The sequence below is a fragment of the Streptomyces sp. BJ20 genome (assembly GCF_022869105.1).
GTDB lineage: Bacteria > Actinomycetota > Actinomycetes > Streptomycetales > Streptomycetaceae > Streptomyces > Streptomyces griseoincarnatus.
The window spans coordinates 7,396,724-7,410,031 of record NZ_CP094918.1 but is presented as its reverse complement, the minus strand read 5'-3'; the positions used below and the strand labels follow the sequence as shown (position 1 = coordinate 7,410,031).

Sequence of the window (13,308 nt, the reverse complement as noted above, 5' to 3'; positions counted from 1 at the left end):
CTCGTGCTACTCGGACGCGGGCGCCTCGCCCTGGTCCGTACCGGTGGTCGCGTCCCCGTCGGCGGACTCGTCCACGACCACGTCGCCGTCGACTTCCTCCGCCTCGCGTCCTGCTTCGGCGTTACGGGCGATGCCGACCACGGCATCGCGCTTGCTCAGGTTGATCAGTTGGACGCCCATGGTGTCACGGCCGGTTTCCCTGATCTCGTTGACTCGCGTACGAATCACACCACCCGACAGCGTGATGGCGAGAATCTCGTCGGTTTCCTCGACCACCAGCGCGCCGACGAGGGAACCGCGGTCCTCGACGATCTTGGCGGCCTTGATGCCGAGGCCACCGCGGCCCTGGACGCGGTACTCGTCGACAGCGGTCCGCTTCGCGTACCCGCCGTCTGTGGCAGTGAACACGAACGTACCGGGTCGAACAACATTCATCGAGAGCAGCTCGTCCCCTTCGCGGAAACTCATGCCCTTGACGCCCGAGGTGGCACGGCCCATGGGCCGCAGCGCGTCGTCCGTCGCCGTGAACCTGATCGACTGTGCCTTCCGGCTGATCAGCAGCAGATCGTCCTCGGCCGAGACGAGTTCGGCGCCGATCAGTTCGTCGTCGGTTCCGTCCTCCTGCTCGCGCAGGTTGATCGCGATGACACCGCCGGACCGCGGGGAGTCGTAGTCCTTCAGCGGGGTCTTCTTCACCAGGCCGGCCTTGGTGGCCAGGACCAGGTACGGCGTCGCGTCGTAGTCGCGGATGGCGCGGATCTGGGCGATGGTCTCGTCCGGCTGGAAGGCCAGCAGGTTCGCCACGTGCTGCCCGCGCGCGTCGCGGCCCGCGTCCGGCAGCTCGTACGCCTTCACCCGGTACACGCGGCCCTTGTTGGTGAAGAACAGCAGCCAGTGGTGCGTGGTGGAGACGAAGAAGTGGTTGACGATGTCGTCTTCCTTGAGCTTCGCCCCGCGCACGCCCTTGCCGCCGCGCTTCTGCGCCCGGTAGTCGTCGGTCTTGGTGCGCTTGATGTAGCCGCCCCGCGTGACCGTGACGACGATGTCCTCCTCGGCGATCAGGTCCTCGATGGACATGTCGCCCTCGTAGGGGATCAGCTTCGTCTTGCGGTCGTCGCCGAACTTCTCGACGATCGCGGCCAGCTCCTGGCTGACGATGCCGCGCTGGCGGACGGGGGAGGCCAGGATCTCGTTGTACTCGTTGATCTTCGCCTGGAGTTCGTCGTGCTCCTGGACGATCTTCTGGCGCTCCAGGGCGGCCAGTCGGCGCAGCTGCATCTCGAGGATGGCGTTGGCCTGGATCTCGTCGATCTCCAGGAGGTCCATCAGACCGCCGCGCGCGACCTCGACGGTGTCGCTGCGCCGGATCAGCGCGATGACCTCGTCGATCGCGTCCAGGGCCTTCAGCAGACCACGCAGGATGTGCGCCCGCTCCTCGGCCTTGCGCAGCCGGAAACGCGTACGGCGGACGATGACCTCGATCTGGTGCGTCACCCAGTGGCGGATGAACGCGTCCAGCGACAGCGTGCGCGGCACGCCGTCGACCAGGGCCAGCATGTTGGCGCCGAAGTTGGTCTGCAGGTCGGTGTGCTTGTACAGGTTGTTCAGCACGACCTTGGCGACCGCGTCCCGCTTCAGCACGATGACCAGGCGCTGGCCGGTCCGCGAGGACGTCTCGTCGCGCACGTCGGCGATGCCGCCGATCCTGCCGTCCTTCACCAGGTCGGCGATCTTCTGCGCGAGGTTGTCGGGGTTGGTCTGGTACGGCAGCTCCGTGACCACCAGGCACTGGCGGTTCTGGATCTCCTCGACCTCGACCACCGCGCGCATGGTGATCGAGCCGCGGCCCGTGCGGTACGCCTCCTCGATGCCCTTGCGGCCCACCACCAGCGCGCCGGTCGGAAAGTCGGGGCCCTTGATGCGCTCGATGAGCGCGTCCAGCAGCTCCTCGTGCGACGCCTCGGGGTTCTCCAGGTACCACTGGGCGCCGGCGGCGACCTCGCGCAGGTTGTGCGGCGGGATGTTGGTCGCCATGCCGACCGCGATACCGGCCGAGCCGTTGATCAGCAGGTTCGGGAAGCGGGCGGGCAGGACGGTCGGCTCCTGGGAGCGGCCGTCGTAGTTGTCCGTGAAGTCGACGGTCTCCTCGTCGATGTCACGGACCATCTCCATCGACAGCGGCGCCATCTTGCACTCGGTGTAGCGCATGGCCGCCGCCGGGTCGTTGCCCGGGGAGCCGAAGTTGCCGTTGGAGTCCACCAGCGGCATGCGCATCGACCAGGGCTGCGCGAGGCGGACCAGCGCGTCATAGATCGAGGAGTCGCCGTGCGGGTGGTAGTTGCCCATGACGTCGCCGACGACACGGGCGCACTTGTAGAAACCGCGCTCGGGGCGGTAGCCGCCGTCGTACATCGCGTACAGCACGCGGCGGTGGACGGGCTTGAGCCCGTCACGGACGTCGGGCAGCGCACGCGACACGATGACGGACATCGCGTAGTCGAGGTACGAGCGCTGCATCTCCGTCTCGAGCCCGACGGGCTCGACGCGCATACCGGCCGCGTCCGGGTCCTCGAGAGGCGTGACGGGAGTGTTCTCGTCGGTCATTGCTGGTGAAGGTCCTTCCTGGTGCGGTCAGCTGAGACCGACTCAGATGTCGAGGAAGCGGACGTCCTTGGCGTTGCGCTGGATGAACGCGCGGCGGGCCTCGACGTCCTCGCCCATCAGGACGGAGAAGAGGTCGTCGGCCTGGGCGGCGTCGTCCAGGGTGACCTGCCCGAGGACCCGGTGCTCCTGGTCCATCGTGGTGATGCGCAGCTCCTCGGCGTTCATCTCACCGAGGCCCTTGAAGCGCTGGACGGAGTCCTCACGGATGCGCTTGCCGGCGTTGCGGCCCATCTCGATCAGCGCGTCACGCTCGCGGTCGGAGTACGCGTACTCGAAGTCGTCCTTGCCCCACTTGATCTTGTAGAGCGGGGGACGGGAGAGGAACACGTGCCCGGCCTCGACCAGCGGCCGCATGAAGCGGAACAGGAACGTCAGCAGCAGGGTGTTGATGTGCTGGCCGTCGACGTCGGCGTCCGCCATCAGGATGATCTTGTGATAGCGGAGCTTCTCGATGTCGAAGTCCTCGTGCACACCGGTGCCGAACGCGGAGATCATCGCCTGGATCTCCTGGTTCTGCAGGATCCGGTCGATGCGCGCCTTCTCGACGTTGAGGATCTTTCCGCGGATCGGGAGGATCGCCTGGTACTCGGGGTTCCGGCCGGACTTGGCCGAGCCGCCCGCGGAGTCACCCTCCACGATGAAGATCTCGCACTTGGTCGGGTCGTTCGACTGGCAGTCGGACAGCTTGCCCGGCAGCGACGCCGTCTCCAGCAGGCCCTTGCGGCGCGTCAGGTCGCGCGCCTTGCGGGCCGCCACGCGCGCGGTGGCCGCCGCGATGCCCTTGCGCACGATGTCCGCGGCCTCGTTCGGGTTGCGGTCCAGCCAGTCGGCGAGGTGCTCGTAGACGACCTTCTGCACGAAGGTCTTCACCTCGGTGTTGCCCAGCTTGGTCTTGGTCTGGCCCTCGAACTGCGGCTCGCTCAGCTTGACCGAGATGATCGCGGTCAGACCCTCGCGGATGTCGTCACCGGTGAGGTTGTCGTCCTTGTCGCGGAGCAGCTTCTTGTCGCGCGCGTACTTGTTGATCAGCGAGGTCAGCGCCGCACGGAAGCCCTCCTCGTGCGTACCGCCCTCGTGGGTGTGGATGATGTTGGCGAACGAGTACACGCCCTCCGTGTAGCCGCCGTTCCACTGCATGGCGACCTCGAGCGACAGGTGCCGCTCCTTGTCCTCCGCCTCGAGGTCGATGACGGTGGGGTGAACCACCTCGCCCTTGCGGGAGTTGAGGTACTTCACGAAGTCGACGATGCCGCCCTCGTAGTGGTACGAGACGCTCTTGACCTCGTGCTTCTCGTCCTCGCCCGCCTCGTCCGCGCCGGCGGTCGCCTTCGCCGACTCGCGCTCGTCGGTGAGGTTGATCCGCAGGCCCTTGTTCAGGAACGCCATCTCCTGGAAGCGCCGGGAGAGCGTCTCGAACGAGTAGTCCGTGGTCTCGAAGATGTCGCCGTCGGCCCAGAAGGTGACCGACGTGCCGGTCTCCTCCGTCGCCTCGTGCCGCTGCAGGGGCGCGGTGGGGACGCCCAGCTTGTAGTCCTGCGTCCAGCGGTGGCCGTCGGTCTTCACCTCGACGGCGACGCGCGTCGACAGCGCGTTGACCACGGACACGCCCACGCCGTGCAGACCGCCGGAGACCGCGTAACCGCCGCCGCCGAACTTGCCGCCCGCGTGCAGCACGGTGAGGACGACCTCGACGGCGGGCTTGCCCTCGGAGGGGACGATGCCCACGGGGATGCCACGGCCGTTGTCGACGACGCGGACGCCGCCGTCGGCCAGGATTGTCACGTCGATGGTGTCCGCGTGGCCGGCCAGCGCCTCGTCGACCGAGTTGTCGACGACCTCCTGCACCAGGTGGTGCAGGCCCCGCTCGCCCGTCGACCCGATGTACATGCCGGGTCGCTTGCGGACCGCGTCCAGGCCCTCGAGGACGGTGATGGCACTCGCGTCGTACGACGTGGCGTCTCCGGTCGAGGAGCCTGCCGCGTCGCCTGCGGCGGTGTCGGTGGACGGGATGTTCTCGTTGGGGTTGCCGGAATCGGCCACGAAGCGCCCTTTCTGGCACAGCACGAGCCGGGCTCGTCGGCAGGTTGCCGGAGCGGCTGCGGCATGTTGCGTTGGTAAGCCTTGATCAGCGTTGCTCAGCGTCTTCCCGGGCGGTCCCCACGATCGGGGCGGGATTGTCTTCCAGTCTACCGGTAGCGCTGACATCGATGGGGGTTTGCGGGCACCTGAGTCCGCATGTGCCGCCCGGAAACGGCCTCGCCCGACTCCCGATATGCGGATGGGGGCTCCAGAGGCCCCACGAGGGCGCTCAGCGCTTCCGGCCGTCAACCCTTGGCTACTTAGGAGTCAGGTGGCGATTCGCACCCGCGTCCGGTGGCACGACGACGTGGGCGTCCGGCCCGCGAACGCTGCGCTCGGACGCCCGGATGTGATGTCTCTCACGTATGAGCGGCGGGGCGGAAAAAGCCCCCGGATCACCCGTACGTGTCGCCCGGACCGGTGCTTCCCGGGGCGCGCAGCGGCCCGTAACGGCGGGCCGGACCGGACGGTCCCACCACCTTGATCAGCCGCACGGTGCCGTGCCCGAGGTCGTCGTTGAGACGAGCCACGAGCGTCGGCGCCAGCAACCGCAGATTGGTCGCCCAGGCCGTCGAGTCGCAGCGCACCACCAGCACCCGCTCGTCCTCGTCGTACCGCTCCGGCTCGCAGTGCTTGGCGACGTCCTCGCCGACGATCTCCGGCCAGCGCCCCATCACCCCGCCGACCGCCGCCGGGGCCTCCCAGCCGCGCTCGGTGAGCAGCCGGTTGATCGCCGCGCCCAGCGCCATCGGATCGCGCCGGTCGCCACGCGCGCCGGAGCGCAGCCCTCCGCGTCGCGCCTGCTTCTTCTGCTGCGCCGCGTCCCCCCGCGCGCGTGCCGCCTCCCGGGCCGCGCGCAGCGCCACGCGCGCCAGGTCGACGCCCGAGGGCTCGGGGTCCTTGCCGGCGCCGTCGGCAGGCGGCCGCTCCCCGCTCACGCGCGCTCCACCGTCCCCTCGGACACGGCGAACCGCGCGCCCGCCAGCACGTGCGGCACGTCGTCGTCGACGGCGGCCGTCACCAGCACCTGCTCGCCGGGGGCCACCAGCTCCGCCAGCCGCTCCCTGCGGCGCGTGTCCAGCTCGGCGAAGACGTCGTCGAGCACCAGCACCGGCTCGTTGCCCTCGGCCCGCAGCAGGTCGTAGGAGGCGAGCCGCAGCGCCAGCGCGTACGACCACGACTCGCCGTGCGACGCGTAACCCTTGGCGGGCATCTGGCCCAGTTTGAGCAGCAGGTCGTCGCGGTGCGGGCCGACCAGGGTGACCCCGCGCTCGATCTCCTGCTTGCGGACCTCCGCGAGCGCGGCGATCAGCTGCTCGAAGAGATCCTCACGGGTGTGCGCCTCCCCCGGCGCCGACGGCTTGTACTCCAGCGCCACCGGGCCGCCGCCGGGCGCCAGCTGCTCGTACGCCTTGTCGGCCAGCGGCTGGAGCGCGGCCAGCAGATCCAGGCGCTGCGCCAGCAACTCCGCGCCCGCGCGGGCGAGATGCTGGTCCCACACGTCGAGCGTGGAAAGGTCCAGGGTGCGGCCGCCGTGCCGGCGGGCCAGCGCCGCCGACTTGAGCAGCGTGTTGCGCTGCTTGAGCACCCGGTCGTAGTCGGAGCGCACGCCCGCCATGCGCGGGGAGCGCGCCGTGATCAGCTCGTCCAGGAAGCGCCGGCGCTCACCCGGATCGCCCTTGACCAGCGCCAGGTCCTCGGGCGCGAACAGCACGGTCCGCACGATCCCCAGCACGTCACGCGGCCTGACCTGCGAGGACCGGTTGACGCGGGCACGGTTCGCGCGGCCGGGGTTGAGCTCCAGCTCGACCAGCTGCTGCCGGTCGCCCTGCCGGACCTGGGCCCGGACGATCGCGCGGTCGGCTCCCATGCGCACCAGCGGCGCGTCCGAGGACACCCGGTGGCTGCCGAGAGTGGCGAGGTAGCCGACCGCCTCGACGAGGTTCGTCTTGCCCTGCCCGTTGGGACCGACGAAGGCCGTCACCCCGGGGTCGAGCGGGACCTCGACCCGGGGATAGGAGCGGAAGTCGGCCAGCGACAGATGCGTGACGTGCATGGGTGTTCCGCCGACCTCCTCGGGCGTTGTGGACCGCCGAGCGGCCCTGTGGACAAATGACGTGCCTGTGGACTACTTCTTCTCGACCGCGTGGCCGCCGAACTGGTTCCGCAACGCCGCGATCATCTTCATCTGCGGCGAGTCCTCCTGGCGCGAGGCGAACCGCGCGAACAGCGAGGCGGTGATCGCCGGCAGCGGGACCGCGTTGTCGATGGCGGCCTCCACAGTCCAGCGTCCCTCACCGGAGTCCTGTGCATAACCCCGGAGCTCGTCGAGGTGCTCGTCCTCGTCGAGGGCGTTGACCGCCAGGTCGAGCAGCCAGGAGCGGATGACGGTGCCCTCCTGCCAGGAGCGGAAGACCTCCCGGACGTCGGTCACCGAGTCGACCTTCTCCAGCAGCTCCCAGCCCTCGGCGTAGGCCTGCATCATGGCGTACTCGATGCCGTTGTGGACCATCTTCGCGAAGTGGCCCGCGCCGACCTTGCCCGCGTGCACCGATCCGAAGTCGCCCTCCGGCTTGAGGGCGTCGAATATCGGCTGCGCCTTGGCGACGTCCTCCTTGGAACCGCCGTACATCAGCGCGTAGCCGTTCTCCAGGCCCCAGACGCCGCCGGAGACGCCGCAGTCGACGAAGCCGATGCCCTTGGCCGCCAGCTCCGCGGCGTGCTTCTCGTCGTCGGTCCAACGGGAGTTGCCGCCGTCCACCACGACGTCGCCGGGCTCCAGCAGCTCGGCCAGCTCGTCGACCGTGGACTGGGTCGGCTCACCGGCCGGGACCATCACCCACACCACACGGGGGCCGCTGAGCTTGCCCACAAGCTCCTGCAGGCTGTGGACGTCGGCGAGGTCCGGGTTGCGGTCGTACCCGAAGACGGTGTGGCCCGCGCGGCGCAGCCGCTCGCGCATGTTGCCGCCCATCTTGCCGAGACCGACGAGACCGAGCTCCATCAGATGTGTTCCTTAAGGTTGCGACGGGACGTGCCGGCACTTGCGTACCGGCGTCCGAGCCTAAACCCTGGGGGTACCACCCACGCTTTTCGGGCAGTGGGGGAGCGCGCGCACATCTGTGGGCATACGCGCTCACACGCCCGTCCCCACCTGCGGCTTCGCCGCGGGCGGCGGATCAGCCGCTGAGCCGCACCGGCATGATCAGGTACTTGTAGGCCTCGTCCGCCTCCGCGTCCATCGCCGGGCGGCCGCTGAGCAGCGCCGGCTTGGTGGACGTGGTGAACGACAGCTGGGCCACCGGGGAGTCGATGGCGCTCAGGCCGTCCAGCAGGAACGTCGGGTTGAAGGCGATGGAGATGTCGTCGCCCTCGAGCTGGGCGTCGACCCTTTCCACAGCCTGTGCGTCGTCGCTGGAACCGGCCTCCAGGATCAGCACGCCCTGCTCGAAGCTGAGCCGCACCGGGGTGTTGCGCTCGGCGACCAGGGCCACGCGCTTCACGGCCTCCACGAAGGGGGCGGTCTCGATCACGGCGACGCTGTTGAACTCCGTCGGGAACAGCGTGCGGTACTTCGGGAGGTCGCCCTCCAGCAGACGCGTGGTGGTGCGGCGGCCCGCGCCCTCGAATCCGATCAGGCCCTCACCGGCGCCGGAGCCGGACAGCGCCAGAATCACCTGGTCGCCGCTGGTCAGCGCCTTGGCCGTGTCCAGCAGGGTCTTGGCGGGCACCAGGGCGACCGCGGAGGCCTCCGGGTTCTCCGGCTTCCACAGGAACTCGCGGACCGCGAAGCGGTAGCGGTCGGTGGAGGCCAGCGTCACCGTGTCGCCCTCGATCTCGATGCGCACACCGGTGAGGACGGGCAGGGTGTCGTCGCGGCCGGCCGCGATGGCGACCTGCTGCACGGCGGAGGCGAAGACCTCGCCGGGGACCGTGCCCGTCGCGTTCGGCATCTGCGGCAGCGCCGGGTACTCCTCCACAGGCAGTGTGTGGAGCGTGAACCGCGAGGAGCCGCAGACCACCGTCGCCCGTACACCGTCTGTGGAGATCTCGACCGGACGGTTGGGCAGGGCGCGGGAGATGTCGGCGAGCAGGCGGCCGGAGACCAGCACCGTGCCCTCCTCCTCGACCTCGGCCTCCACCGACACGCGCGCGGAGACCTCGTAGTCGAAGCTGGACAGGCTCAGCTGACCGTTGTCGGCCTTGAGCAGCAGGCCGGCGAGGACAGGCGCCGGCGGACGGGCCGGGAGGCTGCGAGCCGCCCAGGCCACTGCCTCCGCGAGTACGTCGCGTTCCACCCGGATCTTCACTGTTGCCGCCTCCTGCTGTTGCCGGCGCTTCTCGCCCTGTGCCTGGCTTCGTCGTCTGACTCGGTGTCGTCGGCCCCTCGGAGGGGAAGGACACCGGGGTCCAGTCTGACGCACCGCACTGACACTAGGCGCCTGTCGGGGTCAAGTCGTGACGGGTGGCAGGCGGGGCCGAGACAGCGAGTTGTGCACAGGACCCTCTTCGAAACGAATTCCTCGCTCTCTATGGTCGGGAGTAGTAGTAGGGCCTGTGGATACCGTGGATAACCGCGTTTTCGCAGCTCAGAGCCGGTTTTTTGTCCACGGTCCCTGTGGGCGGAGGCGGTGGACAACCGGGCCTCACTGTGGAGAACAGAAAGTTCTGCACATCCCGTGCACAGGGGAGGCCGACTTCTCCCCAGACGCGTCCCCAGGTTTGAGCTCCTTTCCCACAGCCCTCTCCGGCAGCTCGATGTGACGGCTTTCACTCGGGGCGGTGAGAGGACACGTCGCGTTGCCGAACAGTGGACAGCCATGTGGAGAAGCGGCCGATCACTGGGGACAACCGGCCACAGCCTGTGGGAAGCCCGTGGACAACTTGGTGCACAGGCTGTGGATCGTCGTGTCGTCCACAGTCTGTGGAGATCGTTCGTCCACGGATCCACAGGCAAGTGACCTGCGCAGACAGCTTTTCACCAGGGGCGGCTGTGGACGGTGTCGGGACAACTTTCCGGTCCCCAGCGTGTGGACGGGAAAAAGTCGCCGAATCTGTGGAGGAAGGCCGTAACCCGCGGTGGAAATCGAACAGTGCGCTCGGTCCGGCGTAGGGGGACGCGCGTCCGGAGGGCGCGGGTCGGACCCCGGGAGGGCGTGAATCGGGCTCCGGAGAGCCGGGGGCGGGCTCCGGAGAGCCGGGGGCGGGCTCCGGAGCACGAAGAAGGGCGCCCCCGGATCTCTCCAGGGGCGCCCTCAAGGGTGCGTGCGGGCCGTCAGCCGGCCTTGATGCGGTTGGTCAGCTCGGTGACCTGGTTGTAGATGGACCGCCGCTCGGCCATCAGATTGCGGATCTTCCGGTCGGCGTGCATCACCGTCGTGTGGTCACGCCCGCCGAACAGCGCGCCGATCTTCGGCAGCGACAGGTCCGTCAGCTCACGGCAGAGGTACATGGCGATCTGCCGGGCTGTCACCAGCGCGCGGCCCCGCGACGTGCCGCACAGGTCCTCGACGGTGAGCCCGAAGTAGTCGGCGGTCGCGCTCATGATGGCCGTCGACGTGATCTCCGGGGCCGAGTCGTCGCCCCCGGGCATCAGGTCCTTGAGGACGATCTCCGTGAGTCCCAGGTCCACCGGCTGCCGGTTGAGCGACGCGAAGGCCGTCACCCGGATCAGCGCGCCCTCCAGCTCGCGGATGTTGCGCGAGATCCGGGAGGCGATGAACTCCAGCACCTCCGGCGGGGCGTTGAGCTGCTCCTGCACCGCCTTCTTGCGCAGGATCGCGATGCGCGTCTCCAGCTCCGGCGGCTGGACATCGGTGATCAGGCCCCACTCGAAACGGTTCCGCAGCCGGTCCTCCAGCGTCACCAGCTGCTTGGGCGGCCGGTCGGAGGACAGCACGATCTGCTTGTTGGCGTTGTGGAGCGTGTTGAACGTGTGGAAGAACTCCTCCTGCGTCGACTCCTTGTCCGCCAGGAACTGGATGTCGTCGACGAGCAGGATGTCCATCTCGCGGTAGCGCTTGCGGAAGCTGTCGCCCTTGCCGTCGCGGATGGAGTTGATGAACTCGTTGGTGAACTCCTCGGAGCTCACGTACCGCACGCGCGTGCCCGGGTAGAGGCTCCGCGCGTAGTGCCCGATGGCATGCAGCAGATGCGTCTTGCCGAGGCCCGACTCCCCGTAGATGAACAAGGGGTTGTACGCCTTCGCCGGCGCCTCCGCGACGGCCACCGCGGCCGCGTGCGCGAAGCGGTTGGACGCGCCGATGACGAACGTGTCGAAGAGGTACTTCGGGTTCAGCCGCGCGGTCGGCTCGCCGGGACCCGTCGCCGGGGCCGGCTGCGCCGCCAGGGGGCCGGGCGCGCCGGTCGTCGGCAGGTTCGGGCCGACCGGGCCGCCGCGATGGACGTGCCCCGAGCCGGGCGGCGGCTCGGGCAGGTCGCGGCGGCGGTCGTCGCGCTGGTCGTAGTCGCCGCGGGACGGCTCGTAGTCGGAGCGCTGGTCGTAGGACGGGCGCTCCACAGGCTGGGGACGGTAGTCCTGGGAGGACGGACCGCCGTAGGAGTCCGAGCCGTACGGGTCCTGGGTGCCGTACGGATCCTGCGAGCCGTACGCGTCCTGCTGCGGGGAGCCGTAGGCGTCCTGGGACGGCGAGGCGTACGGGTCGCGGTCGGGGAAGCCGAGCCGCTGCTGCTGCCAGCCGTAGTCGTCCTGGGAGGGACGCGGCCAGGAGCCGGGCTCGTGACGCTGGTACTCCGACGGGTAGGCGGGGCGCGCCGAGGGCAGCTGGTCGTCCGGCCGGCCCTGCTTCTGGTCGCCGCCGCGGCGGCGGTCGTACCCGCCGTACGGCTCACGGTCCTGGTAGGACTCGCGCTCCTGGTACGGCTCGCGGTCGCGGTGGTCCGGACGCTCGCGGTGGTTCTGCCGTTCCGGGTGCGCGGAGGGCAGCTCCGGCTCCTCGTAGCGCGGCTGCGGACGGGAAGCGGGCGCGGGCGTGGCCGGCGGCTCGCCCGCGGTCTCGTCGACCGTGATCGCGATGCGGATCGGACGGCCGCATTCGCGGCTCAGGCTCTCGCTGACGACCGGGGCCAGACGGCCCTCGAGCACGCCCTTGGCGAATTCGTTGGGCACGGCGAGCAGGGCGGTGTCGGCGACCAGGGCCAGCGGCTGGCAGCGCCGGATCCAGTGTTCGTCCTTGCTCTCGACACCTTGTCCGCGTCCCTCGCCGAGCAGTTGCTCCAGTACGCGTGGCCACACTGCGGCAAGATCGGCAGGTACGTCAGCCACAGGGCACGCTCTCTCACAGGTCCCTCGATCGTGTGATGCGGGGGACGGGTCGGGATGTAAATCGGGTGGTGGAGGGTCAAGGGAACGAATCGGAGTCCAGTCACGGTAGTCAGCGCGACCGGTACGGTTCAAGTTGTTGTCCCCAGGCTGTGGACAAGTGTCTCCCGGCGCCCGTCGGTTTGACCGAATGGCGCAGTCGCGCGTACCGTAACCAGGTCGAGTTGTCGATGGCTGCTGCCGCCTGCCTCCGATGGGCACAGATCGCGCAAGATGATCGGTCAGCGGTGCACTCGGGCGTAACGCGAGCTACTCGTGGGCGCACGGTGACAGCCAGGACGGCACCCCGCAAACACCGATTCTTTCTGGAGCCCCCGAGTGAGCAAGCGCACCTTCCAGCCGAACAACCGTCGTCGCGCCAAGACCCACGGCTTCCGGCTGCGTATGCGCACCCGTGCCGGCCGCGCGATCCTCGCGTCCCGCCGCAGCAAGGGTCGCGCCCGTCTGTCCGCCTGATCCCGATCAGGTCATGACGTCGTGCTGCCCACCGAGAACCGGCTGAGGCGGCGCGAGGACTTCGCGACCGCGGTACGACGAGGACGCCGGGCCGGGCGCCAGCACCTCGTCGTCCACCTTCGTAGCGGTGCAACGGACCCGCATGCGCCTGGGGAGAGCGCTCCCCCGACGCGTGCGGGTTTCGTCGTGAGCAAGGCCGTGGGCGGAGCGGTGGTGCGCAACAAGGTGAAGCGGAGGCTTCGCCATCTGATGCGCGAGCGAGTCGACCAGCTGCCCCCCGGTAGCCTGGTAGTGGTACGAGCGCTGCCCCCCGCGGGCGACGCCGACCACGCACAGCTGGCCCGAGACCTGGACGCCGCTCTGCAGCGGCTGCTGGGAGGGGGCGCGCGATGAAGTACCCGCTGCTGGCACTGATCAAGCTCTACCAGTGGACGATCAGTCCGCTGCTGGGCCCGGTGTGCAAGTACTACCCGTCGTGCTCCCACTACGGCTACACGGCCATCGACCGGCACGGTGCCGTCAAGGGCACAGCACTCACGGCCTGGCGCATCCTGCGGTGCAATCCGTGGTCGCTCGGCGGTGTGGACCATGTCCCGCCGCGCAAGCGCCCGCGGTGGCACGAGATGCTGCGTAACGCCTGGCGTGCACGCAAGGGCGGGACCTCCGCCGCCGAACCGGCCACCGAGGGACAGACTTCTCCCACGAGTCCTACGAGTCCGTCGGGCCCGGCCGCAGAGACCTCGTCCCATGCCCAAGGAGCATGATTA

General features: G+C 69.2%; 10 protein-coding genes. 3 read left to right on the top strand and 7 right to left on the bottom strand.

The features are described from left to right. Positions 1-6: 6 nt before the first annotated feature. The 7 genes from gyrA to dnaA all read right to left on the bottom strand — a co-directional run bounded on the left by gyrA (position 7) and on the right by dnaA (position 12,028). Positions 7-2,604: a DNA gyrase subunit A gene (gyrA, locus tag MTR79_RS33400; RefSeq protein WP_048457199.1), complete on the bottom strand. Its 2,598-nt coding sequence runs from the start codon at positions 2,602-2,604 to the stop codon at positions 7-9. Between the two features lie 42 nt (positions 2,605-2,646). Further along, positions 2,647-4,704 carry a DNA topoisomerase (ATP-hydrolyzing) subunit B gene (gyrB, locus tag MTR79_RS33395; RefSeq protein ID WP_181383121.1) on the bottom strand — a complete coding sequence of 686 codons (2,058 nt, stop codon included), beginning with the start codon at positions 4,702-4,704 and terminating at the stop codon, positions 2,647-2,649. A gap of 434 nt (positions 4,705-5,138) precedes the next feature. Continuing rightward, positions 5,139-5,681, bottom strand: coding sequence for a DciA family protein (locus tag MTR79_RS33390; protein ID WP_244792987.1), 543 nt, complete (start codon positions 5,679-5,681; stop codon positions 5,139-5,141). After that, positions 5,678-6,799: a DNA replication/repair protein RecF gene (gene recF, locus MTR79_RS33385; protein WP_244792985.1), complete on the bottom strand. Its 1,122-nt coding sequence runs from the start codon at positions 6,797-6,799 to the stop codon at positions 5,678-5,680. Before recF ends, MTR79_RS33390 begins: the two co-directional genes overlap by 4 nt. Positions 6,800-6,871: 72 nt before the next feature. Then, complete coding sequence (gene gnd, locus MTR79_RS33380) at positions 6,872-7,747, bottom strand: phosphogluconate dehydrogenase (NAD(+)-dependent, decarboxylating) (RefSeq protein WP_086700772.1); 876 nt, start codon at positions 7,745-7,747, stop codon at positions 6,872-6,874. 175 nt (positions 7,748-7,922) lie between these two features. Continuing rightward, positions 7,923-9,053 (bottom strand): DNA polymerase III subunit beta, encoded by a 1,131-nt coding sequence (gene dnaN / locus MTR79_RS33375; protein ID WP_048457204.1) that lies wholly within the window; start codon positions 9,051-9,053, stop codon positions 7,923-7,925. A gap of 965 nt (positions 9,054-10,018) precedes the next feature. After that, positions 10,019-12,028, bottom strand: coding sequence for a chromosomal replication initiator protein DnaA (gene dnaA, locus MTR79_RS33370; RefSeq protein WP_280518385.1), 2,010 nt, complete (start codon positions 12,026-12,028; stop codon positions 10,019-10,021). A gap of 375 nt (positions 12,029-12,403) precedes the next feature. Between dnaA and rpmH the strand changes: the two genes are divergently transcribed. Genes rpmH through yidD form a run of 3 tightly spaced genes read left to right on the top strand, consistent with a single transcriptional unit; the run spans position 12,404 to position 13,305 of the window. Next, positions 12,404-12,541: a 50S ribosomal protein L34 gene (rpmH, locus tag MTR79_RS33365; protein WP_003956500.1), complete on the top strand. Its 138-nt coding sequence runs from the start codon at positions 12,404-12,406 to the stop codon at positions 12,539-12,541. A gap of 21 nt (positions 12,542-12,562) precedes the next feature. Continuing rightward, positions 12,563-12,934, top strand: a complete 372-nt coding sequence (gene rnpA / locus MTR79_RS33360) for a ribonuclease P protein component (protein ID WP_006134075.1) — start codon at positions 12,563-12,565, stop codon at positions 12,932-12,934. Further along, positions 12,931-13,305 (top strand): membrane protein insertion efficiency factor YidD, encoded by a 375-nt coding sequence (yidD, locus tag MTR79_RS33355; protein ID WP_086700081.1) that lies wholly within the window; start codon positions 12,931-12,933, stop codon positions 13,303-13,305. The genes rnpA and yidD overlap by 4 nt, the downstream gene beginning before the upstream one ends. The last annotated feature ends 3 nt before the right edge of the window (positions 13,306-13,308 follow it).

Bases quoted from the DNA above. Each gene is read 5' to 3' on its own strand.
- gyrA (WP_048457199.1), bottom strand. From the start codon at position 2,604: ATGACCGACGAGAACACTCCCGTCACGCCTCTCGAGGACCCGGACGCG.
- recF (WP_244792985.1), bottom strand. From the start codon at position 6,799: ATGCACGTCACGCATCTGTCGCTGGCCGACTTCCGCTCCTATCCCCGG.
- yidD (WP_086700081.1), top strand. From the start codon at position 12,931: ATGAAGTACCCGCTGCTGGCACTGATCAAGCTCTACCAGTGGACGATC.
- gnd (WP_086700772.1), bottom strand. From the start codon at position 7,747: ATGGAGCTCGGTCTCGTCGGTCTCGGCAAGATGGGCGGCAACATGCGC.